Origin of the sequence: Haloactinopolyspora sp. (assembly GCF_027324685.1) — a bacterium.
In the GTDB taxonomy this organism is placed as follows: Bacteria; Actinomycetota; Actinomycetes; order Jiangellales; family Jiangellaceae; genus Haloactinopolyspora.
The window spans coordinates 64,046-87,009 of the sequence record NZ_DAHVSH010000085.1; the positions used below are offsets into that span (position 1 = coordinate 64,046).

Consider the following 22,964-nt stretch of genomic DNA (forward strand, 5'->3'; position numbering starts at 1 on the left):
TCCCGCAGACGTACTTCCGGAGGTCATGATGCATGTCCGTCACGAAGTCGAGTTGTCCCGGCGAAAATTCCTCGGTGCAGGAGCGGGGGTGGTGGCCGGGATCGCCGGTTTCAGCATCTTCTCACCGCGCAGCGCACACGCCGCGAACGCCGACGACGAGTTCGAACTCATCCGCCAGCGCTACGCCGAACTCCTGGCCGGCCCCGCCGACGCCGATACCAGCCATCCCGACATCGTCAAGACCATCGAGGCGATGACCCGGACGACCGAGAATCTCTGGGCAACGGTGGTGGATGAATCGGGTCGTGACCGGGTCTTCGCGGACGAGCCACTCGCCGGGATCACCGACTCTCGCCCGATTCAGACCACGGCGCTGAACCTCGCCGACATGGCGAAGTCGTGGGCCGCAGCCGGATCCCCGTACCAGAACGATCCCGAACTCGGCCGCATCATCGTCGAGGGGCTTCAAACCCTGCACGACCTGCAGTACAACGTCGACACCGCGGAATTCGGCAACTGGTATCACTTCGAGATCGGCGGACCTCGCGGGATTCTCGAGGCGACGGCGTTGACCCGGAGTGTCGTGCCCGACCAGTTGCGCACCGATCTCGCTGCCGCGTTCGCCCACTTCGTCCCGGATCCGAAGTACATGTACCCGCCCGGCGACGACCGGTACAAGCTCTCGACTGGGTCGAACCGCCTGTTCCTGTGCCAGAACGCTCTGGTTGCCGCCGCTTTGACCGACGATGCCGAACGCGTCGAGCTCGCCGCCGGCGGTGTGCCCGAAGCGATCGAGCTGACCACCTCTGGCGACGGGCTGTACTTCGACGGTTCGCTGATCGCGCACACGAACGTGCCCTACACCGGGACCTACGGCCGTGCGCTGGTCACCGCGTCCAGTTACATCCTGGCCATGCTCGGCGGCACGCAGTGGGACCTCGAACCGGAGCAGGTGGAACCGTTCCGACAGAGTGTGGTTCGCAGCTTCGTGCCGTGGACCAGCGAGGCGCAGACCATGCCACCGGTATGTGGACGTGCTGTGGGCCGAGACAACACGAACTCCGCCTGGTTGATGGCCGGCATCCTCATGCACGCCGAAGGCGCACCAGAGGAGTACGCACGCGAATGGCAGGGCTACGTCAAGGGTTGGCTGCAGAAGTCGACCGACGTGCCCTATTTCACGCTGCGGCCGTTGGCCGAGGCGCTCCTGGCGTTGAAGTTGCTCGAATCCGACGTACCGGCTTTGAGTGAGCCCCCGGGGCCGAGGTTGTTCCCGGAGATGGACCGGGTCCTGGCCCGAGGCGAGGGCTGGTGCTTCAGTCTGGCCACCGCGAGCCTGCGCACCCGCGGGTTCGAAACCCAGTCGAACGAGAACACGAAGGCCTGGCACCAAGGCTCAGGCGCCCGCTATCTGTACCTGGAGTCCGAACAGGCTCAGTACATCAACTGGTTCCCCACCGTCGATCCGTACCGCATGCCCGGCACGACCATCGACACGCAGCCGCATGAACAGAGCGAGAACGGGCGTGGCAGCTTCGACTTCGTCGGCGGGTCCCAGGTGGGCGGGAACCGCGCTGACGACGGCTTCTACCAGCACCCTGCCTATGCCGGCTGGGTCCAGCATCTGCAGAGCTACGAGTCGACGATGGTGGCCAAACTGTCGTGGTTCTTCCTCGGCGACAGCATCGTGTGCCTCGGCGCCGACATCACCGGCGGCAGTGACCATCCCGTCGAGACGATTCTGGAGAACCGGGCGATCAAGACCGACGAGATGCAGCAGTGGCACATCGACGGCGCGGTGGTTCCGGAGTCCGGCGAGGACGGGTGGCGGGCCAGCTTCCCCGGCGTGCGCCGGCTGACGCTACCCGGTGTGGCCAGCTTCATCATGCTCGACCGGCCCCGGGAGGTGGAGTTCCTGCGCGAGACCCGCTCGGGCGCGTTCGCCGACATCGCCCAGGGCGGCAGCACCGAGGTGCACACCAACACCTTCCACACCGCGTGGATGGACCACGGCGTCAAGCCTGACGGCGCCTCGTACGCCTATCTGATGGTGCCGCTGGCCGGACCGGACGAAGCCCGCCGGTGGGCGCGCGACCCAGCCGTGGACGTCCTGCGCAACGATGGCGAGGTCCAGGCGGTGTCGGCCAGGAAGATCGGGTTCTCCAGCGCGAACTTCCACGCCGCGGCGACGGTCGAGGCGGCTGGGACGCAGATCGCAGGCACCGCGCAAAGCTGTGTGTCCACGCTGCTGTTGGAACCTCGTCGGATGGAGATCGCCACGGCCGAAGCCAGCCAGCTTCAGGACGAGTGCCGCACCGTGGTGACCCTGCCGCGAGGTCACCGGCCCAGCGTGGTTCACGCCGACCCGACGGTCGAGGTGGACATCCAGGAGAACGAGGTGACCATCGTCGCCGACAGTTCCGCAGCCGATGGGCGTTCGCACCACGTGGAGATCGAGTGGTGACGCGCCGCACGCCATGGCGCACTACCGTTCATCCGCGCGAGAGGAGCTGGGGTACCAGGACTCGAACCTAGACTAACTGAACCAGAATCAGTCGTGCTGCCAATTACACCATACCCCACCGAGTCGGGCGGGAATGCCGCGCGACCGCGACGTAAGGATAGCGGTCCGCGCGGCTTGTCTCCAAACCGGCAGCCCCGCCCGACCGGAGGGCCGATCAGGCGCTCGCCAGCGCCAGGAGTAACCGGTCGAGACCGACCAGGTGGCCGGTGGCGGCGGAGTTCTTTCCGGTCACGGTCAGGGTCAGCTCGTGCGCTCCGGCGTCGAGTTCCACACCGCCCAGTGTGACCGGATCGGCGACGCGGACCTGATCGTTGAACCCGTCGAACGGCGCTGCGAGCGCCACGCCGTCCACGGCCAGCTCCACCACGCCGTAGTCGCCGCCCTGGGTCAGGATCGCCGACGCGTCGTACGTGCCCGATACCGGTACGGTGAACGACAGCGTCGCGGTGTCTCCGACGGATTCGGCTTCGAACCACAGCTGCGCCCCACCGGACCACGACGCTCCGCAACAGTTGCCTTGGGCCCCGATTGGAGCGGTCGAGGAATCGGCCGGCAGCATCGATTCGCCTTCGATGTTCAGCGTCGTGCCCGATGCCGCCGACACCTCGTCCGACCACGGCCCGCTCAACCCGGCTGAGTCGACGGCCCGGACGCGATAGTGCCAGGTCTGGGCCAGGCCCAGCTCGGCATGGGTGAAGCCCGGCACCGCGGCCGTGCCCGCCAGGGTGGACTCCGACGGCTCGAATCCGGCCTCTAGCGAGGCGTGCACCTCGTAACCGGCGACGCCGACGTCGTCCACCGCAGCCGGCCAGGTCAGGTCGACGGCGTTGGTGGCGCGACCGGTGGCACGCACGTCACGCACCGGGCCGGGCGCCGACCTGTCCGGGAAGGCGGTCACGTACGACAGCGCTTCGTAGGCGGCACCCGACCACGCGGGCGCGTTCTCGACCGGGGTGAGTTCGACTGTCAACGACGACGTGCCCGCCGTCAGCACACCGGGCAGCTCGAAGTCGTCGTGCAGCCAACGCTGTGCCTCGTTGCCCCGCGGCTGGCGCCACGTTCCCGCCGGTTCACCGTTCACACTCACCGTGACCGCCTGGCCGGCGACGCTCTGGTCGGACAATCGGCGCAGCCGTACCCCGTCGTTGCCGGGGTCGACGTCGACGGTGAACGTGACGGTCTCCGCCGACGACCGCAGATCCTCGGTCATCGCCACGGTGTCGAAATCGCCCTCGAAAGTCGAGGTCAACTCGGTCACGTCATCGCCACCGGTGTAGTCGTGCCCCGCTTCACTGTCCGGGTCGCCGACGTCGATGGTGTCGCTGACGCGCAAGTCGACGCGGTCCTCGTGCCCGTACCAGAACGCGGTGGAGCCGTAGACCGCGGGTTCGTTCGCGGTCGGCCCGGGTTCGATGCCGAAACGCAGCCGGCTGTTGAAGTCGACCGGGTCGGCGATCATCAGCCGGTAGGCGGCGTCGCACTGGTACTCACAGCCGAAACTGCGCGTCTCCATCTCCGGTGCACCGTTGGTGGGGTTGGAGAACTCCTTGCGGTTGAAGTACCAGCCGCCTTCGTAGAAGTCCTCCGAGCCGGTCCCGTAGATCTGCGGCGTCTTCGAACCGTCGACGTAGACCCGTTCGTCGCCTTCCAGGTAGTTGCGGATGTTGCCGCTGGTGATGCGGCCTTCCATCGTGTGGTTGACGCCCACGAAGCGGCCCCGGCCGACGGTGTCGATGAACACCCAGTCCGACCCGTTGCTGGTCTCGCCGCGCTTGCTCTCGGCCTGGAAGTAGCCGAGGGACGGGTCCGGACCGCGCAGGGCTCGGGCGTTGGCTGGGTCGCGGGTCCAGCTCAGCGACGCATCCCCCGCGGTCAGCTCGACCTCGGAGTCGTTGACCAGACGTACCTCGGCGCTGCGGGCGTACGGCATCGGCCACCACGACCAGTACGAGCCGTCGTCGGTGTCCTCCATCGCATACATCAGCGAGCGGACCTCGGTCTCACCCAGCCCGGAGCCGAAGAACTCCCCCACCGGGGCGTCGACGGTCTGCTCGCCGTCGAAGCTGATCTGCAGCCGCAGATCCCGAAGTAGTGCATCGGAGCGGGCCACTTCGTCCTCCTGCCCGGGGTCAGCGGGATAGGTGTAGGTCTGCTGGCCCTCCCACCGCTGCTCCTCGATCTCGTACTCGTGCGCAGCCTCGCTGGCCAGCGCCTCGTCGCTCGGTCCGACGTCGACTTCGTCGGTGCGTACGTCCTCGCCGCCGACGATGGAGTCCACCCAGTAGCGAAACTCGTTGTAGTCGATGCCCGCGGAAATGAACTCGTTGCGGATCGTGATCGAGGACTTCCCGGCCGTGACGGACGCAGGCAGCTCGACGGCCTGGTCGGCCCACTGCCCGCCGGTGCTCGGTAGCGGGTCCCATTCGCCGACCTCGGTCCCGTCGACGAGGATCGTCGCGCGCTGATCACCGGAGAGCGTGTCCTGCCGGCGGGTCAGGCGAACCCCTTCGTTGTCCGGGTCGATCGCCACGGTGAACGTGCTGGAGCCGACGTGAGCGCGGCCGTCGTCGGTGACCTCCGGGCCTTCGTCCGGCCCGACGACCTGCGGCAACCGCAGCCGCAGCTCGTTGATGGTGCCGGGACCGGTCAACCGGGCCAGCGTGGTGCTCTTTCCGGGTGCCAGCTCGAACTGCGACGACGTGGTCTGCTCGTCGTCGCGGTCCGGCTTCGGGTCCTGGGTTCCATAGGCGGCCATCGTGGCCAGAACGTCATCGGGAACCTCGCCCGGATCGAACGTCTCGACGCCGCGCGCGTGGGCGAACGTGCGATAGGTGACGTGGTAGAACAGCGGATTCTCGCTGACACTGACCCGCATGGACTCGCGATAGGCCATCGGCACCTTGATCGTCACGCCGCCGGAACTCTGATCGGCGTTGGCGACGAGCGGGAACACGAACGGTTCACCCAGCTCGCCGTCGACGACATCCTGCAGGGGCGCGTGCAGGACGATCTCGCCGTCGAGCTCGATGACGATGTCACCGGTGTTGGTGACGTCGCCGCCGTCGCGGGTGAACCAGATCGAGCCGATCTGTCCGGCGCCGTCGTGCTCGGCAATGACGCAGCCGTGCTCGCCTTGGCGCAGGCACGAGTACGTGCCCTCGAACCCGTCGTCGTTGTCGCCGGTGCGGTCGAAACTCGAGAACTGTTCGGTCGCCGTGCCGTCGGTCAGTTCCGGCAGTCGGTCGAGCCGAGCGAATGCGTCCCAGCCCACCGGGCCGGTCTCCGCCGCAGACGGCTGCGGTGCTGGGGCGGCCGGGTCTGCCGCCGCCGCAACGGCCGTCACCGCGGTGAGGACGAGGCTTCCGGTAGCCGCGGCCAGGCGCTGCAGCCGCGGTCCGATCGTTGATCGTCGTGCTCGTGGAACGGTCATCAAGGCCTCCTGGGAGCAGTGGGGAGTCGACGATCAGCGGGTCAGCCAGTGGAATTGCGGCTGTAGACGTCGGCGGCGTTGTCCGCGGTGACCAGTTCGGTCTCGAGGATCTGTTCCTGGTCGACATCGGCACACTCGAGCAGAACCTGTTCGGCCGTCGCGACTGCTTCACTGCCGCCGGTCGGGTAGACGAACGTCGCCGACAATCGGCCGGCCTCCACCGCCTTGATACCGCCGGAGGGAATCGGCAACGCGTCGATACCGATGAACTTCATCTCCCCGGCCCGGCCTGCGGCGTCAGCGGCGAGATACGCACCTTCGGCCATCGGGTCGTTGTGCGCGTAGACGACGTCGATGCTCGGCTCGGCTTGCAAAATCGCCTCGAACTGGCTCTGTCCCTTCTCTCGCAGCCAGTCGCCGACCCCTTCGGCGATGATCTCGACGCCGGGGTTGGCCGCGATGCCCTCGCGGAAGCCTTCGGCGCGTTCCTGGGCCGGGGTCGACCCTGGCAGACCCTTCAGCTCGACCACCCTGCCGCCGTCGGGCAGCAGTTCGGTCGCCACGTACTCGCCCGCGGCGCGGCCGATCTCGGCGTTGTCAGCCCCGATGAACTGCGTGTACGCCTCGCTCTCGATCTTGCGGTCGAGGACGATGACGGGCACGCCCTCGTTGTGGACGCGCTCGACGATCGCCGTCAGCGGCGCAGCCTCGTTCGGGCTGATGATCAGCAGGTCGATCCCCTGAGTCAGGAAGTTCTCGACGTCGGAGACCTGCTTGGAGTTGTCCTGCGCGGCGTCGGCGAACACCACCTCGAACTGGTCGATCTCGGCGGCAGCGGCCCGGATGTCGTCGTCCATCTGTTCCCGATACGGCTCGGCGACGTTGGCCTGGCTCATCCCGATCAGGTACTCACCGTCCGGGCCCTGGCACTCGGCTTCCTCCGGTTCGGCATCGCCGCCGGCGGACTCAGGGACGTCGGACTCCGTACCGCACGCGGCGGTCATGATCAACGCAGCGCCACAGGCCAGTACACCGGCTCGGCGACGCCACCACGGCAGGCTCCTCGATGTCGGCATGTCGATGGGTACCTCTCTTGTTGGGGGAACGTCGGTCATCGCTGCGACCGGAACGTCTGTACGCCGGCGGCAGCGACGATGATCACGCCTTTGACCAGCAGCTGGACGTTCGAGTCGATGTTGTTCAGGGCGAGGATGTTGTTGAGGATGCCCAGGAGCAGGGCGCCGGCCAGCGTCCCCGAGATCGTCCCGACGCCGCCCATCAGGCTGGTGCCGCCGATGACGACCGCCGCGATGGCGTCGAGCTCGTAGGTGAACCCGTCGTTGGGGCTGCCCTGATTGAGCTGGCCGGCGTGGATGATCCCCGCCAGTGCCGCGAGGACACCGGAGATGGCGAAGACGGCCACTTTGACTCGGGTCACCGGGATTCCCGACAGCCGCGCGGCGCGCTCGTTGCCGCCGATGGCGTAGATGTGCCTGGCGAACACGGTCTTGCGCACCACCACGATCGCGATCACGCCCACGGCGGCGAAGATCAACGCGGGGATTGGGACGGTGCCGTTGAATGTCCGCGAGTTGATCAGCGCGAACGTCTCCGGGGCCAGCCCCTCCCCGTCGCCGTAGGCCAGCGGGATTCCCTGCCCACCGGACCAGATCCGCGCCAATCCCCGCGCGACCTGCATGCCGGCCAACGTCACGATGAACGCCTGGATACCGAGCCGAGCGGACAAGTACCCCTGCGTCGCCCCGAACACCAGCCCGATGAGCAGGATGATCAACACCGTCAGGGCGACACCGAAGTCGTTGACCATCAGCAGGCTCGCCGTCCCGGTGGCAGCCAGGCCGAGGATCGCGCCGACGGACAGATCGATGCCCGCGACCAGGATCACGAACGTCACGCCGACAGCCAGGATCCCGATCTCGGAGACCGCCCGGACGATGTTGAGCAGGTTGTCCGAGTTCAAGAAGACGATCTCGCCGTCGCGGCGCGGTGAGAACGCCACCGCGGCGAGAAAGACGAGCAGCAGGGCGCCGTAGCTCTGGAAGGTGAAGAAGCGTTCCGGGATGACGAACCGGCGGCCGGCCGGCTCGTGGTCCCCCGACGGTTCGGGCTGCTGACCGGCTCCGCTCGTCACCGTAGGTTCGACGCTCATTCGGCCTCCACAGCGCTGTCGGTGGGGTGCTGATCGAGACTGGCCGCGGCGAGGATCTCCTCCTGGCTGGTGGTGGCGGCCTGCAGCTCACCGACGTTGCGGCCGCCGCGCAGCACCACGATGCGATCGCAGACACCGATCAGCTCCGGCATCTCCGACGACGCGAGGACGACGGCCATCCCGCCCTCGGCCAGCCGCGCCAGTAGCCGGTAGATCTCGGTCTTGGCGCCGATGTCCACGCCCCGGGTCGGCTCGTCCAGCAGGAGGAGCCTGGGCTGCCGCAACAGATGCCGGGCGAAGACGACCTTCTGCTGGTTGCCGCCGGACAGCGTGCCGACCGCGACGTCCGGGCTGGCGGCCTTGATCTGCAGCTCGCTGATCGACGACGCGACCGCCGCTCGTTCGTTCGCTCGATCACGCCACCCGAACCGGGCCAAGCCACGTAACGCGGCCAGCACGATGTTCGCGGCCACGGACTCTTTCATCACCAGCCCGGCCGCGCGCCGATCTTCCGGGACGTACCCGATGCCCGCAGCGAGAGCAGCCCGCGGCGAGTCCAGGCGTACCGGCTCGCCGTCGATTTTCACCGTTCCGCGCAGGCGCGGCCCGGCCAGTCCGAACATCGCGTCCAGCACCTCGGTCCGACCGGCGCCGAGTAGACCGGCCAGCCCGACGATCTCGCCCTCGCGAACGGTCAGGTCGACCCCGCGCGGCTCGGTCCGTCCGGCCGCGTTTCGGCCTGTGTCCACGCTGAGCCCGCGCGCCTCGAGCCGGAACCGCGAGCCAGGCGGGCGACGTTCGGGAAACAGCTGCTCGATCGGCTGGCCGACCATCATCCGGATCACTTCGGACGCCGGGGTGTCGGCCACGTCGAACGAGCCCACGTTGTGGCCGTCGCGCATGACGGTGGCGCGGTCGGCGATGACGGCGATCTCGTCCATCCGGTGCGAGATGAACACCACGCCCATGCCCCGGCCGCGAAGCCGCGGCAAGATCGCGAACAACCGGTCCACTTCCGAGTCGCTCAGCGCCGATGTCGGTTCGTCCATCACCAGGATCCGCGCATCGAGGCTGAGCGCTTTGGCGATGGCCACCATCTGCTGCTCGCCCACCCGCAACGAGCTGAGCTGACGTGACGGCTCCAGGTCGACGCCGAGGTCAGCGAGCACGGCAGCGGATTCGCGCCGCATCGCGCTGCGGTCGAGGGTGCGCCACGTGGTCCTGTGCTCACGGCCGAGGAAGAGGTTCGCCATGATCGACGCTTGCGGCACCAGATCGAGCTCCTGGTGGATCATGGCGACACCGGCGTTCTGGGCGGCAGCCGGCGTCGCCAGTTCGACCACCTCGCCGCCGATCTCGATATGGCCGCCGTCCGGGCGGACCACCCCGGACAGCACGTTCATCAACGTCGACTTCCCCGCCCCGTTCTCGCCGAGCAGCGCGTGCACTTCACCCGCGCCGACGGCGAAGTCGACACCGCGCAGCGCGCGAACACCGCCGTAGTGTTTGACGATGCCCTTCATGTGCAGCAGGGGCGTCACGATGGCGTCGCCGGCAGCCGGTACTGCGGTCGCGGATACATCGGCGCGAACGACGCCGGCTCGCCTTCGGCCACCGACAGCGAACCCGCGGCGTCGTCGCCCGCCCGGATCGCGTCCGCGATCGCGGCGTCGAGCTGGTCCGGCCGGCACGCGATCCGCGCGTTCACGCGCACGCTCGCCCGCCGCATGGCGCCGCCGTCGGCGTCGAGCATCGGCCGACTGCCGGCCGCCACGAGACTCAACTTCGTGAACGTCGACGGCTCCCCCGGCGGTTCGATCACCAGCTTGGCGTGCCCGACCTGCCAGCGGTTCCGGACGGCGACGCTACCGAGAGACGACAGCACCGCATGTCCCCATGCGGCCGAGGCGAACGTGCCCGGCTGGGCAGCGGGTTCCACTCGGACGCGGTGGTTCAGCCAGGCCAGTTCCGCTTCGGCGGCGGCGTAGCGGTCGTAGTCGATCTCGATGTCGCGCTCCGGTAGGTCGGGGCCGTCCAGGAGGAGGTCCACCAACGTGTCCAGCCCCTGCCCGGTGGCCGCGGAGTACGGCACGACTCGCGCATGCCGGTGGCGTTGGCGTACCGAAGCGCGCACGGCGTCGATCTCCGCCGGAGCGGCCAGGTCGATCTTGTTGACCGCGATCACGTCGGCGTCGGCCAACTGTCGGTCGAACAGATAGGCCAGATCGTCGCCGGGGTCGGTGAGGCTCAACGAACGGTCGAACGCGGTGAATCGGGCCGGGTCGACGACGGCGGTCAACGGTGCGACCTCGACGACGTCGCCGTACGTGCGCCGTAACGGGCGCGCCACCGTCGCCGACAGGTCGGTACAGCTCCCCACGGCCTCGGCGAGGACGACGTCTGCGTCGTTGCGCTCGACCGCCATACTGACCACGTCGGCCAGGTCCTCGAACCGGCAGCAGAAGCAGCCGCCGGTGACCTCCGAGACGTTAACCCCGGCTGCCGCGGCGACCCGGGTGTCAACCAGGTCACGGCCTTGGTCGTTGGTGACCACGGCGACCCGCGAGCCACGGCGCTCCAGCCGCCGCGCCATCGCCGCCAGGGTCGTCGTCTTCCCAGCACCCAGAAACCCGCTCAGCGCGATGACGCGCGCTCGTCGCCGGCCGGTCACAGCACCGTCACCACGAGGCTCTCGCCGGCGGCGAGCTCGACGGGGTCGGTCATGCTGATCACTACTCGGGCGCCGTCGACCAGCACATCGTCCGGGTGGATCCGCGTCCGCCGCCGCTCGGCCACCTTCTCGACGATGACCGGACGCGTACCGGTCGGCTCGACCGCCTGGGTGGCGAACGAGCGCACGCTCAGCCGCCCGTGCCGCAACTGAACCTCACTGACCTGGCGACCGCCAGTGCGCTCCTGGCGATACAGTCCCCATCCTTCGGCGACGGTGAACGCCGCGGCGAAGTTCTCCGGCGTCAGCTTCGGCGCGAACCCCAGATGGCCGCGCGGGCCGTGGTACTCGTATCCGGCGGCCGCCAGCTGCACGGCATGGCTCATCATCGCCCGCGTGTAATGGTCGGAACACTCGACCTCGTTGAACGGGTTGCGCTTGTCGGCCGAGTGCCGGTCGTGGATGGCGCGCGTCACCGCCAACGCCTCGTCGACCATGTCCTCGGCCATGAGGTGCGCGGCGAACTGGTACTCCTGTCCGGTCCACACCTCGTTGAAGTACGCCACGAATCCGGGGTCGCCCGCACCCGGTGCCTGCTCCGCCCCGCCGAAGGGCCAGGTACACATGACGGTGCCGGCCTCGCCTTCGGTGCTGTACACGCGGCCGCCGTCGATGCCGGATTCCTTCTTGTAGGCCTGCGCGTCGGACAAAAAGTTGTTCCGGTACAAGCTCTCCAGCGCCGTGCGCGACTTCTGCTCGCCGAACACCCGCGGCAGACCCAGTTGGTGGGCGTAGGTCTGGCCGAACATCTGATCGATATGACAACCCCGGTTGGCATTGGTGGCCTCCGGATGGTCCGGGTCGACGTGGTGCTCGTAGTAGCCGTACTCGGGATTCCAGAGCGTCTCGTCCAGCTGGGCCGAACCTCGGTCGGCGAGCTCGCGGCAGGTCGCGGCGAACTCGTCATCACCCATGTCGTCAGCCATCTCGGCTGCAGCGCGCAGGGCGGCGACATAGAGGCCGCTGATCCACGGGATCTTGCCGTACCACGTCGCGTCGAGCGTGTTGTACTGCTCAGCTTCGAGGAGGCCGTCGGGTTCACCGTCGTGATCGATGAGGTACTGCGTCGCCTTCTTGACCCGTGGCCAGATCCGTCGGAGAAAGGCAGCGTCGGACGACATCTGGTGCTCGCGGTAGGCGCGCAGCACGTTGCCACACTGTCCGTCGTGGGCCACGTGCCGGGCTTCCTCGGCGCGGTAGTCGATGGCGCCGGTGTCGTCGTGGAAGGCCAGGCCGAAATCGACGCGTTCGCGGGCGTCACGTTCCAGCTCGGGGAACAACCGCCCGATCGACTGCGCGTAGTTCCACACGTGGGTGCAGGTGCCGGCGCAGCAGTAGATGCCCTCCCAGGCGTAGAACCGGCCGTCCTGAAATCGGTAGCACGTACCCGTCGCGACGGTGGACGCCGGGATGAGGGTGCGTTCGAGGAACCAGTACGGCAACGTCGAGTCGTCGTACCAGGTGCGCACGAACAGCTTCGTCGCCTCCGCGAGCTCGTCGCCGCGGTTCGCCACGTCGGCCAGGACGGCCTCCGCGTCGGGATAGTGCTCGCCGTAGTGCCTTCGCAGCGTGTCCGCGTCGTCGATGTGGCTGAACGGCCCGCTGCTGATCTTGGTGAAATGCCAGCTCAGCGCGAATCGGATGGTGCGCGACTCCCCCGGCTCCAGCTGCCATGGCACGGTGACGGTTCCCGCCAGGCGGTCGAGGCCGGCGTCGACCTCGGCCGGCCCGTCGGGGGCGTCGAACCAGTCCTCAGGCGTCGACCACGCGCTGATCGACGGTCGTACGCGCGCACCGGGGTCGAACGCGGCCAGGCTGAACGTCCCGCCGTCCGGCAGGTCCTCCATCGGCCGCTCGTCGACCGGAATGTCGGAGAAGCGGATCTGGTCGCAGTTGACGTGCGCCCAGCCGCCGGTGCCGTCGTCGACGATCTCGACGGTCGCGGTCCGCCCGGCGTAGGCGCTCACGTCGACGGACTCGGTTTCCATGATCTCGGAGTTGCGCCCGCTCAGCCGGGCGACGACCTCGCCGTCGACGACGAGGTGCACACCTGAGCCGGGGTGGTTGCCGCCGCCGACGTCGGCGATGAAGTAGCGCCGATCCACCGTGAACGGTGCGCTGGTCATCCGTCCGGTGTGGTCGTCAGCCGGCAGCGTGCCGTCACGCCAGTTGTGCGACGTGACGAACCACTGTCCGCTGACGTTCAGCTCGCCTTCGCGCCGGAAGTAGTCGGGGCATTCGCCCTCGGTCACCGGGCCCGAGCCGAACGCGGTGCCCTCGACCGTCCACCCGTCGTAACCGTTCTCCCAGTCCTCGAACAGGATGTCCGGCCGGCCCTGCTGGGAGCGTTCGGCGGCGCGGGCCGTGTGCAGCACGGCCGGAGCGCCGGCCGGCCCGCCGGTGGCGGACGCGAGCACGATCGGCTGCGTCCGGCGACTGTCGAGGCATACCGGGTTCTCCGCCAGACCCAGGAGCTCACCGTCGACGACCTGGTCGGAGGTGTTGGTCAGGGTGTACTCCAGCACCGTGACCGGCAGCGAAGAATCGGCCACCTGCGTCGGCACGAACGGTGAGTAGGCGTCCAGGCTGATCTGCACCGGGCACGCCTCGTCGGCGAAGTCCACGTGCCCGATCGGGTAGCGCCCGCGGAAGCGCACGTCGGCGAACCCGTCGGCGTCGATGCGCCGCGTGTCCGTGGTGTCGCTACGGCGACACCGCAGCGCGAACCCGGTCGTGAACGGCGAGTCCACCGTGAGCGGCTCGGCGTAGTGCACGCCCAGCCAGTCCGCGCCCCCGTAACGGAAGCTGTCGGCGTTGAACACGTCCCACAACCACAGCCGGCCGTCGCCGCTGAGGTAGACCTGCCCGGTGCAAGCTCCACCCACCGGCATGCCGATGAGGTTGAGGGCAGCGCCGGTGTACTCGGTCGGCTGGCCGCGTTCGGCCAAGCCGGCCAGCCGCTCCCGCGAGAGGTGCCGGCTGGCCGGGACGGCTGTCGCTCCGCTCGGCCAGAGCCCTCCGCTCGCCGCGGCTGCCGCCGTCGTGGCCCCCAGGGCCAGAAAGCCGCGACGGCTCAGCCCGGCCAGGCCGGTGTCGTCACAGGACTCGCCCTCGCAACAACCGTCGACGACGGGCAGGCTCAGCACGCCCGCGGGCGAGACATCGGACTCGGTCGGTCGGTCGGTGTTCATCGCGCCCTCCGGGGATACGGACGTGAGAAATCGATTGCTGAGACTAGGTGTCACAGTCCGTGATGTCAATGGGTCATCGATGGCGTGACCACGGGCCCGTGCAGCAAGCGGAGGGCGCGCGCGATTTCTGGAGAGCTATCCACCGCTCAGCGCACGCTGATGGGTGCACAGCCCTCCAGGATTCACAGTGAGGTCAGGCAGGCACCACGTGGACGGCGGCGTCGATCCGCGCCAGCGTACGCTGCCGACCCAGCAGCTCCAGCGATTCGAAGAGCGGCGGCGAGACCCGCCGGCCGGTGACGGCCACCCGGACCGGCCCGAACGCATGCTTCGGCTTCAGGCCCAGGCCGTCCACCAACGCCGCACGCAAGGCAGCCTCGATCGCCTCGGTCGACCACGGCTCGACCTGGTCCAGCGCGGCGCGCGCGGCTTCGAGGACCGGCTTTGCCTCTGGCGTGAGCACTTTGGCGGCCGAGGCGGGATCGATGTCGACGGTGTCGCCGGCGAACAGGAACCCCAGCATGCCGACCGACTCGTCCAGAACCGTCATCCGCTCCTGCACCAGCGGCGTCGCCGCCTTGATCAGCTCGAGCGCTTCCGTCGTCACCGGGTCGGGCAGAAGCCCCGCTGCCTGCAAGTGCGGCACCATCCGCTCGGCCAGGTCGTCCACGGAGAGCTTGCGCAGCCATACGCCGTTGATCGCCTCGGCTTTACGCAGGTCGAACCGGGCGGCATTGGAGTTCACCCTGGTGACGTCGAACGCCTCGGCCATCTCCTCCAACGAGAAGACCTCGCGGTCCTCGCCGATCGACCAGCCCAGCAGGGCGAGGTAGTTCAGCAGGCCCTCGGGCAGGAACCCACGATCGCGGTAGAGCTGCAACGACGACTCGGGGTCGCGCTTGGCCAGCTTGCGATTGCCCTCCCCCGTCACCAGCGGCAGGTGGGCGTAGCGCGGTAGCGGCCCGTCGGCCACGCCGATGTCGCGCAGGACCTCGTGCAGGACCAACTGGCGCGGGGTCGACGAGAGCAGGTCTTCGCCGCGCAACACGTGCGTGATGCCCATCAACGCGTCGTCGACCGGATTGACCAGCGGATACAGCGGGTGCCCGTTGGCCCGCACCAGAACGTAGTCGAACAGATTGTTCGCGTCGACGGTGATCTCGCCGCGCACGAGGTCGGTGAACGTGATGGCGGTGTCGGGCATCCGCAGCCGTAGTACCGGCTGCCGCCCCTCGGCCTGGTAGGCCGCCACCTGGTCGGAGCTCAGCGTTCGGCACCGCCCGTCATAGCCGCTGGGCTTGCCCGCCGCGCGGGCAGCCTGGCGACGTTCGTCCAATTCCTCAGGGGTGCAGTAGCAGTGGTAGGCGTTCCCGGTGTCCAGCAGTTTCGCCGCGACGTCGGCGTAGATGTCGCGACGAAGCGACTGGCGGTACGGCGCATGCGGCCCGCCCACGTCGGGCCCCTCGTCCCAGTGCAGCCCCAGCCAGCGCATGGCATCGAGCATGGCTTCGTAGGACTCCTCGGTGTCGCGACTGACGTCGGTGTCCTCGATACGGAACACGAACGTGCCGCCGAAGTGCCGCGCGAACGCCCAGTTGTACAGCGCCGCCCGGATGACACCCACGTGCGGATTGCCCGTCGGCGACGGCGAGAAGCGAACACGGACGTCGCTGGGCGCGACATCGCCGAGTACGAACGCGTCCGACGAGCCGGAGCCGTCAGTCACTGCGGATCACCTTAGGTCTCGAGAGGTCGTGGTCTGAGTGCGAAACAACTCGCAAGCCGCAGATTACCGGCTCCGTCGACCGATCCCCTCATCGCATAGTTGCGAATGATTCTCATCATCTGTTAGAACCTTCCGGTATGAGATCACTGACCCGTTCCGTCCTGGCCTGTTCCTGCCTCGCCGCGGCGCTCGCCATCTCCGCCTGCGCCGCCGACGATGCCGAATCCACTGGTGACGCCGCCGCCGGACAGGAGTCCGCTCCACCTGATCCGACACGCGAAGAAGTGACCGAACCCCACCCCCGCCTCGTCGTCGCCTTCGACGACAACACCGCCGTCCTCGATCCAGGCTCCGGCGAGGTTCTCGCCTCGTTCCCGGCCGACGGCCCGAAACGGCTGACGGCCATCGGCGACGGGCGCCACGTCGCGCTCGTCGACGCCGACGCGGGAACGACACAGTTCCTCGACGCCGGGGCGTGGTCGTCCGCGCACGGCGATCACTTCCACCACTACGTCGCCGAGCCCACGCTCCGCACCCCGGCCGTCGAGGGCGACCGGCCGGTCCACGTGGTCTCCAACGCTGGACGGACGGCGGTGTTTCACGACGACTCCGGCACCGCGGAGGTCTTCGACGACGACGGCTTGCTGATCGACAGCGTGGCGACCACCACCATCGACAGCGGCGCACCGCACCACGGCGTCGTCGTCCCATTGGCCGACGGTGCGCTGGTGACGATCCCCGGCACGGACGCCCTACCCGTCGGGGTGGCCCGCGTCGACGACGACGGCACCCGGACCGCGCAGTTCGACGACTGTCCGGGCCTGCACGGTGAGATCGTCGTGGCGGACACGGCGGTCTTCGGTTGCGAGACCGGCATCATGCTGGTCTCCGGCGACAGCGCGTCGAGCTTGCCGAACCCGGACGAGTCCGGCGAACGTGTCGGTGGGTTCGTCGCCGGAGCAGATTCGACAGTCGTGGGTGACTACGCGGCCGACTCGCTGGCCGTCGTGGACGTCGCCGCCCGCACCTTCGATGTCGTCGACGCCGCCGCTGATGTCGCCGCGTACACGACCGGACCGCACGGCGACATCCTGGCGCTCGGCACCGACGGCGCGCTGCGTCGGATCGATCCGACCACGGGCGGCATCGACGCGACGGTGAAGGTGCTGGAGCCGTTCGAGTTGCCCGAAGGGCACGGTGGGGTCAAGCCCTCGCTGGCCGTGGCCGGGCACCGCGCCTTCGTCGCCGACCCCGAGACATCGACGTTGACCCCCGTGGATCTCGAGACCTTCACCTCCGGCGAGCCGATCGCGCTGCAGGGCGCGCCCAGCGACCTCGTCGCCACGGGGACCGCGCCGTGAGCCGGCTCAGTCGGCGGCCACGACCGGATTCGACAACACGCCGATGCCCTCGACCGTCACCGTCACGTGCTGGCCGGCCTTGATCTCGCCGACCCCGGCCGGCGTCCCGGTGAGGATCACGTCGCCGGGCAACAGCGTGAACGCCTCGCTGATGTAGGACACCAAGGTCGCCACGTCGAAGGCCAGCTGCGACGTCCGGCCGTCCTGACGCTCTTCGTCGTCGACCCGGCAGCGCACGGCCAGGTCGGCGACGTCGAGGTCGGTCTCGATCCAGGGCCCCAGCGGGCAGAACGAGTCGAATCCCTTGGCGCGGGTCCACTGGTCGTCACTGCGCTGCAAGTCGCGCGCCGTGACGTCGTTGGCGCAGGTGTAACCGAAGATCACGTCCGGCACCTGTTCCTTCGGCACCGACTTCGCGATGCGGCCGATGACCACGGCCAATTCGGCCTCGTGGTGCACTTCCTGCGACTGCTCGGGCAGCACGATCGGCTCGTCCGGGCCGATGACCGACGTGTTCGGCTTCAAGAACAGCAACGGTTCAGCCGGCATCGGGTTGTCGAACTCCGCGGCGTGATCGGCGTAATTGCGCCCGACGCCGACGACCTTGCTGCGGGGGATGACCGGAGCCAGCAGCCGCACGTCTTCCAGGGCGACCTTCTCTCCGGTCAGCTGAATCGACCGGTAGAGCGGGTCGCCCTGCAGGACCGCGATGACGGTCTGACCGGTCTCGTCCTGGCCTACCGCGCCGAAACGCGGCTCGTCACCCGTCGTGAACCTCGCGATACGCACGTCGGTGAGCTTATCCGTTCGGGATGCCTACCCTGGAACGCGTGTACGTCGGTGAACGAGACTGGCAGGCCCGGATGGCCGAGCACGAGCGGCGCGTGGACGAGCTCGTCGGGGGTCACCTGCGCCGCCGACAGACAGGTGAAGCCCATCCGGTCGAGGACTTCCTGTTCACCTACTACTCGCACCGTCCCTCCCAGCTGCGGCGCTGGCACCCGGGGTTCGGGCGGATCTTGACCGGCGACGCCCCGCACGCCTCGTGGCGCGGCTACGTCCGCACGTCCGACGGCATCACCGTCGATCCCGGGTTGCTGACCCGCCGCGCCGCGTCGATCACCTGGGTACGCGACCTGCTCGCGGCGACGGCGTCCCGCCCGGCCTACGCCGGCTGTTTCGGTCTGCACGAGTGGGCGATGGTGTATCGAACCCGCCCCGGCGAGGTCCGGCACGAGTCGTGGCCGCTGCGCCTCGGACACGACGGCACCGATGCGGTCGTGGAATCGCACAAGATCCGCTGCTCGCACTTCGACGCGTTCCGCTTCTTCACCGAGCCCGCGCGGCCACGCAATGCCGTGACCCCGACCCGCGAGCGACAGCCGCAGCTGGAACAGCCCGGCTGCCTGCACGCCAACATGGACTTGTACAAGCACTCCTACAAGCTGACTCCGCTCGTCCCCAGCGAGTTGGTTGCCGACGCGTTCACGCTGGCGCGCGAGATCCGCGAGCTCGACATGCGCGCCTCGCCGTACGACCTCCGCGACCTCGGCTACGAGCCGATCCGCATCGAGACCCGCGAAGGCAAAGCCGCCTACGTCGACGCACAACTCGCCTTCGCCGAACGGGCCGCGGCGCTACGCACACGACTACTCGCCGAGATCGACAGCTGGAGCGAGCAGACGTGGCACGTTAGCGCGCACCACGTGGCACACTGAAAGTGACCAAAGGCGCCCGAAATGCCAGCTTTGTGGAGCAGTTCAGCGTGCCACGCAATCACGCGCCTCCCGTCCCAGCAGTCCTCTTCCGGCGAGGTTGGTCATGAGATCGCGCAACCCGTACGTCCAGGGCTCGCATCGTTCACACGGCCGTACCTCGTTGACCAGGGCGCCGAGACGGTTGGCGGAGATGCGCACGAGATCGCCTTCTCGGTGGGTGAAGCCCATCCCTGGGATGTCGCGGTCGACGACCGGCGCGAACATCGTGCCGAGCATCAGTACCGCGCCATCGGGATATTGATGATGAGTTCCCATGAGCTGGCCCACGAGGTCCTCGGGGTCGCGGCTGATCAGGCTCATCTCCGACGTCGTGTCCAGGACGAACCCGTCGGATCCGGTGATCTCCAGCCGGACCGACATCGAGCGGACCGCGTCGAGATCGAAGGTGTCGTCGAACAGCCGGATGAGCGGCCCGAGGGCGCACGAGGCCGTGTTGTCCTTGGCCTGCGCGAGCAGCAGCGCCGACCGGCCTTCCAGGTCACGTAGATTCACGTCGTTGGCGAGGGTCGCCCCGACGATCGTGCCGCTGGATCGAACGACGAGCGCGACCTCGGGTTCGGGGTTGTTCCACTCCGACGACCCGCGGATGCCGACCGGCACATGCGTGCCGACAGCTGACAGGGTCGGCGCCTTGGTGAAGATCTCGGCGTCAGGCCCGAGGCCTACCTCTAGGTACTGGCTCCACAGGCCACGGTCCTGCAGGTATTTCTTGAGCCGGGCTGCCTCGGACAACCCGGTCGGACCTCCGACGGGCTCGTGCCGATCTCGGCGAGGATCGCCGCACGCGCCGCGGCGGCCGCGCGGTAGTCGCCGCCGGTTCGTTCTTCGATGACCCGCTCGATCATCGATACGGCGAAGGTGACACCAGCGGCCTTGAGCGTGTGCAGGTCGACCGGGGTCAACAACCATGGGCGGCTGGGGTCGCGCGTGGCCGGCGGAGTGTTCGCGAGCACGTCGCGAAGCGCGCCGACGTGTCTGCCGTCCACGGCAGCAGCAGCGGCAGCCGGTTCTGGCTGTTCGCACAGGTCTCGCACCGTCGGGAAGGTGTCGCTCACGTCCCGGACCTCGTCGCCGCGTACGAGGACCGGGGACGGCCCGCCCACGGACGGGTCCCAGATCCGACCCACGAACGTGCCGGTATCGACGTCGTCTGGCAGCACCGGAGCGGCCATCAGCGTGGCGTCCATCAGACCGCCACCGTCAATCCGCCGTCGACGACCAGCCCGTGACCGGTGACGTAGGACGCGTCCGGACCTGCGAGGAAAACCACGGGACCGGCGATCTCCTCCGGCTGGGCGAAGCGCCGTAGCGGGTTCTTGGCCGCGAGGCGCTCCTTCGTCTCTTCGTCCCAGCCGCCTTCTTCCCAGGTATCGGTCCACGTGGAACCTGGACAGACAGCGTTGACCCGGACGCCGAGGGCGGCCCACTCGACGGCGAGCGTGCGCGTCAGCGAGAGCAGGGCCGCCTTCGACGCGTTGTAATGCACCATCTCCGGTTGCCCGGTGAAGGCGTTGACCGAGGCGATGTTGACGATGCTGAGCTGCGCACCGCGCGCTCGCTGGACCATCGCCTGGGCCAGACGGAACGCGCTGGCGAGGTTGACGTCGAGGACCTGGTCGAAGGCGTCTGAGGACAACTCCAGGCTGGTTGCGCGCGGCGCCAGCGCGGCGTTGTTGACCAGGATGTCCACCGGCCACCCGAGCCGGTCGAGTGCCGCGAGGACCTGAGCGGTGTCGCGGACGTCGGCGCGGAAACCGGCCAGGCGATCCGGCGCCGCGCCGACCGTTGCGTTCAGCTCTTCCAGGTCCTCATCCCGGACGTCACAGGTCGCCACCCGCGCCCCCTCGGCCAGCAGGCGGCGCACCACCGCACGACCGATACCCCGCGCGCCGCCAGTCACCAGCGCCGTCCTGGTCGTGAAGTAGTCCTCGTTCATCGGGCCACCTCCGTGTCGGGTCGGTTCCGTCGCCCCGCGCCGGGCACGGGCGCCGGTGGGGTCCGGGCGGCGATGTCCCGGAAGAACGTGGTCGCTGCGGCGACGACGTGGTCCAGTGCCTCCGCCCCGATGTCCGGTGTGGCCCGTGAGACGCCGTCGTGGTGGCCGTCGATGGCCTCGACCCATCCGTGTGTCTCCACCCAGGGGGCCGCGAGCGGGTGGGCGTCCACGGTCGGCCCGGCCGCGGCGTCGTCGGCCCGCGCGAGGTTCACCTGCTCCGGGCGGACGTGCAACAACAGCGAAGCCTCGAACGCACCGGCATGCCCCGGCACCGGACCGAGGCCATGATCGGCGCCGAGTGCCGCCAGCCGCTCCCAGGCCAAGGTCCAGTAGCCGGTCGCGGCGACGATCACCGGATGCTCCAATGTCACCTCACGGGCGGCCTGGCGGGCCAGATCCTCGTTGCCGCCGTGCCCGTTGAGCAGGATCATGCGCCGGAACCCGCCGCGCACGGCCGACTCGACGACGTCGATGAGCACGGCCAGGTAGGTCCGGCCGCTCACCGAGAGGGTGCCGGACCGGGGCAGGTGGTGGTCGGAGGCGCCGACGTTCAGCGTCGGCGCGACCAGCACCGGCTGCGACGACGTGCTCACCTGGGCCGCGGCGGTACGCGCCACATACTCGGCGAGGGTGGCGTCGGTGGCCAGCGACAGATGCGGCCCGTGCTGCTCGGTTGCGCCCAACGGCAGCACCAGGGTGGAGTTCGCGACGATCGGGCGCAGCTCGTCACTGGTGTAGTCCGCGAGCAGTGTCTTCATGACCGGCCCCATCGGTAGATGCGGTCCGCATTGCGGTAGGCGATGTCCGCGACCTGCTCCGCACTCAACCTGGAGTAGAGCAGCGTGCCCAGTTGCAGCGCCCCGTTCATGAACGGTAGATCACTGCCGAAGAGGATCCGCTGCGATCCCAGCGCGCCGACCAGTTTCTCCACCGCACCGTCGTGCGACAGCGCTCCGCACAGATCCAGCCAGACGTTGTCGTGCTTCTCGACGAGGGCGACGACGTCGTCCATGGGGAAGTCCTGGCCGGCGTGGCCGAGGACGACCTGGGCGGTCGGATAGGTGCCGGCGATCCGGCCGAAAATGTCGAGGCCGTCGCCGCCGAAATAGCTGTGCGACAACACCGGCAACTCGTGCTCGGCGGCAAACTCCCACATGGTGGCGTAAGCGTCGGAATCGAGTGGGTGGTTGCCGTGCAACTCCGGGTGGACCTTGACGCCGCAGAAACCGGTGTGTGCGAAGCACCGCTCGAGTTCGTCGCTGATGCTGTCCGGGTAGTTCGGGTTGACGACGCAGTAACCGGCGATGCGGCCGGGATGCCGTGCCATCGCGTCGATGACGAGATCGTTGCCATAGACGACGTCGGCGGAGATCGCCGCGTGTGCCGACATGATCGCCACGTCGATGCCCATCGAGTCCATGGCCGCGACCACGCCGTCGACGTCGTTCTGCGGGATGTGGAAGTTCCGGAAATGACCGAGGTGAACGTGCGCGTCCACGATCCTGGCCGGACGATGCCGGGCTTCGAGCGACTCACGCACCGCGCACCTCCGCCACGTCGGCCGGCAGCAACGAACGCAGTGTGCCCGCGGCGATGCGCTGTTTGTCGGCGGCACTGATGTCGGCAGTCTCCAGGTGGAACCTCGCCGCACCCATGCTCCGCTCGGGATATCCGGACCCGAAGACCATGCGCTCAGCTCCGAAGCGCTCCACGAAGTCCTCGATCCCGCGGTGCACGTTGAATCCGGCCGTCTGCACGTAGACGTTGTGGTGCCGCTCCAGCAACGGGTACAGGGTGCGGTTGTTCCTGCCCTGGATCTCCATGAGGATGACCTTCAGTTCCGGGTGGTCGCGCAGCAGCTCGTGGAGGACCTGCCACGGTGGTTCGGCACGCCGGAACAGGTGGAAGTCCAGCGCCAGCGGGATGCCGGCCTGGGCCAGCTCGTCGAGCAGCGGCCCCACGACCCAGTCGGCGAGCAGGAACCGGTGCGCCGAGGCGTCGGTGGACGGATGCAGCCGCCCCATGACGACGCCGGCCGCCCGCATCCGCGCCACGGC

General features: G+C 68.5%; 15 protein-coding genes, 1 tRNA gene and 1 pseudogene. 3 read left to right on the forward strand and 14 right to left on the reverse strand.

Annotation, left to right across the window (positions count from 1 at the left end; genetic code table 11):
• The first annotated feature begins 25 nt into the window (after positions 1-25).
• The gene (locus tag M6444_RS09555) at positions 26-2,464 is read left to right on the forward strand and encodes a polysaccharide lyase family 8 super-sandwich domain-containing protein (protein WP_298326103.1); all 2,439 of its coding nucleotides are present in this window, start codon (positions 26-28) and stop codon (positions 2,462-2,464) included.
• A gap of 46 nt (positions 2,465-2,510) precedes the next feature.
• Here M6444_RS09555 and M6444_RS09560 read toward each other — a convergent pair.
• The 8 genes from M6444_RS09560 to gltX form a co-directional block, all read right to left on the reverse strand.
• Positions 2,511-2,582: transfer RNA gene (locus M6444_RS09560), tRNA-Gln, on the reverse strand.
• 96 nt (positions 2,583-2,678) lie between these two features.
• Positions 2,679-5,954: a DUF2961 domain-containing protein gene (locus M6444_RS09565; RefSeq protein WP_298326106.1), complete on the reverse strand. Its 3,276-nt coding sequence runs from the start codon at positions 5,952-5,954 to the stop codon at positions 2,679-2,681.
• 41 nt (positions 5,955-5,995) lie between these two features.
• On the reverse strand, positions 5,996-7,030 hold the full coding sequence (locus M6444_RS09570) for a substrate-binding domain-containing protein (RefSeq protein ID WP_298326109.1): 1,035 nt from the start codon (positions 7,028-7,030) through the stop codon (positions 5,996-5,998).
• Positions 7,031-7,065: 35 nt separating this feature from the next.
• Positions 7,066-8,124, reverse strand: coding sequence for an ABC transporter permease (locus tag M6444_RS09575; protein WP_298326111.1), 1,059 nt, complete (start codon positions 8,122-8,124; stop codon positions 7,066-7,068).
• A complete protein-coding gene (locus M6444_RS09580) occupies positions 8,121-9,647 on the reverse strand; it encodes a sugar ABC transporter ATP-binding protein (protein ID WP_298326113.1) in 1,527 nt (508 codons plus the stop codon). The genes M6444_RS09575 and M6444_RS09580 overlap by 4 nt, the downstream gene beginning before the upstream one ends.
• A 14-nt stretch (positions 9,648-9,661) precedes the next feature.
• A complete protein-coding gene (locus M6444_RS09585; RefSeq protein WP_298326116.1) occupies positions 9,662-10,795 on the reverse strand; it encodes a GTP-binding protein in 1,134 nt (377 codons plus the stop codon).
• Positions 10,792-14,046 (reverse strand): GH116 family glycosyl hydrolase, encoded by a 3,255-nt coding sequence (locus M6444_RS09590; RefSeq protein ID WP_298326119.1) that lies wholly within the window; start codon positions 14,044-14,046, stop codon positions 10,792-10,794. The genes M6444_RS09585 and M6444_RS09590 overlap by 4 nt, the downstream gene beginning before the upstream one ends.
• Positions 14,047-14,239: 193 nt before the next feature.
• A complete protein-coding gene (gene gltX / locus M6444_RS09595; RefSeq protein WP_298326122.1) occupies positions 14,240-15,772 on the reverse strand; it encodes a glutamate--tRNA ligase in 1,533 nt (510 codons plus the stop codon).
• A gap of 137 nt (positions 15,773-15,909) precedes the next feature.
• On the opposite strand from gltX, the gene M6444_RS09600 reads away from it, so the two are divergent.
• Positions 15,910-17,133: a hypothetical protein gene (locus tag M6444_RS09600; protein WP_298326125.1), complete on the forward strand. Its 1,224-nt coding sequence runs from the start codon at positions 15,910-15,912 to the stop codon at positions 17,131-17,133.
• A gap of 6 nt (positions 17,134-17,139) precedes the next feature.
• Here M6444_RS09600 and M6444_RS09605 read toward each other — a convergent pair whose 3' ends face one another.
• Positions 17,140-17,922, reverse strand: coding sequence for a fumarylacetoacetate hydrolase family protein (locus M6444_RS09605; RefSeq protein ID WP_298326128.1), 783 nt, complete (start codon positions 17,920-17,922; stop codon positions 17,140-17,142).
• Positions 17,923-17,996: 74 nt separating this feature from the next.
• Between M6444_RS09605 and M6444_RS09610 the strand changes: the two genes are divergently transcribed.
• Positions 17,997-18,851 (forward strand): 3-methyladenine DNA glycosylase, encoded by an 855-nt coding sequence (locus M6444_RS09610; protein ID WP_363326301.1) that lies wholly within the window; start codon positions 17,997-17,999, stop codon positions 18,849-18,851.
• A 42-nt stretch (positions 18,852-18,893) separates the two neighbouring features.
• Here the strand turns inward: M6444_RS09610 and M6444_RS22960 are convergent.
• The 5 genes and pseudogenes from M6444_RS22960 to M6444_RS09640 all read right to left on the reverse strand — a co-directional run.
• Positions 18,894-20,083 (reverse strand): annotated as a pseudogene (locus M6444_RS22960) (fumarylacetoacetate hydrolase family protein).
• A gap of 14 nt (positions 20,084-20,097) precedes the next feature.
• Complete coding sequence (locus tag M6444_RS09625) at positions 20,098-20,847, reverse strand: SDR family oxidoreductase (RefSeq protein ID WP_298326139.1); 750 nt, start codon at positions 20,845-20,847, stop codon at positions 20,098-20,100.
• Positions 20,844-21,665 (reverse strand): creatininase family protein, encoded by an 822-nt coding sequence (locus M6444_RS09630; protein WP_298326142.1) that lies wholly within the window; start codon positions 21,663-21,665, stop codon positions 20,844-20,846. Before M6444_RS09630 ends, M6444_RS09625 begins: the two co-directional genes overlap by 4 nt.
• Positions 21,662-22,447: an amidohydrolase family protein gene (locus tag M6444_RS09635; protein WP_298326144.1), complete on the reverse strand. Its 786-nt coding sequence runs from the start codon at positions 22,445-22,447 to the stop codon at positions 21,662-21,664. The genes M6444_RS09630 and M6444_RS09635 overlap by 4 nt, the downstream gene beginning before the upstream one ends.
• A partial coding sequence (locus tag M6444_RS09640; protein ID WP_298326147.1) for an amidohydrolase family protein occupies positions 22,440-22,964 on the reverse strand: 525 nt, incomplete at its 5' end. The genes M6444_RS09635 and M6444_RS09640, both read right to left, overlap by 8 nt.

Bases quoted from the DNA above. Each gene is read 5' to 3' on its own strand.
- M6444_RS09555 (WP_298326103.1), top strand. From the start codon at position 26: ATGATGCATGTCCGTCACGAAGTCGAGTTGTCCCGGCGAAAATTCCTC.
- M6444_RS09565 (WP_298326106.1), bottom strand. From the start codon at position 5,954: ATGACCGTTCCACGAGCACGACGATCAACGATCGGACCGCGGCTGCAG.
- M6444_RS09570 (WP_298326109.1), bottom strand. From the start codon at position 7,030: ATGCCGACATCGAGGAGCCTGCCGTGGTGGCGTCGCCGAGCCGGTGTA.
- M6444_RS09575 (WP_298326111.1), bottom strand. From the start codon at position 8,124: ATGAGCGTCGAACCTACGGTGACGAGCGGAGCCGGTCAGCAGCCCGAA.
- M6444_RS09580 (WP_298326113.1), bottom strand. From the start codon at position 9,647: ATGAAGGGCATCGTCAAACACTACGGCGGTGTTCGCGCGCTGCGCGGT.
- M6444_RS09590 (WP_298326119.1), bottom strand. From the start codon at position 14,046: ATGAACACCGACCGACCGACCGAGTCCGATGTCTCGCCCGCGGGCGTG.
- M6444_RS09600 (WP_298326125.1), top strand. From the start codon at position 15,910: ATGAGATCACTGACCCGTTCCGTCCTGGCCTGTTCCTGCCTCGCCGCG.
- M6444_RS09610 (WP_363326301.1), top strand. From the start codon at position 17,997: ATGGCCGAGCACGAGCGGCGCGTGGACGAGCTCGTCGGGGGTCACCTG.
- M6444_RS09625 (WP_298326139.1), bottom strand. From the start codon at position 20,847: ATGAACGAGGACTACTTCACGACCAGGACGGCGCTGGTGACTGGCGGC.
- M6444_RS09630 (WP_298326142.1), bottom strand. From the start codon at position 21,665: ATGAAGACACTGCTCGCGGACTACACCAGTGACGAGCTGCGCCCGATC.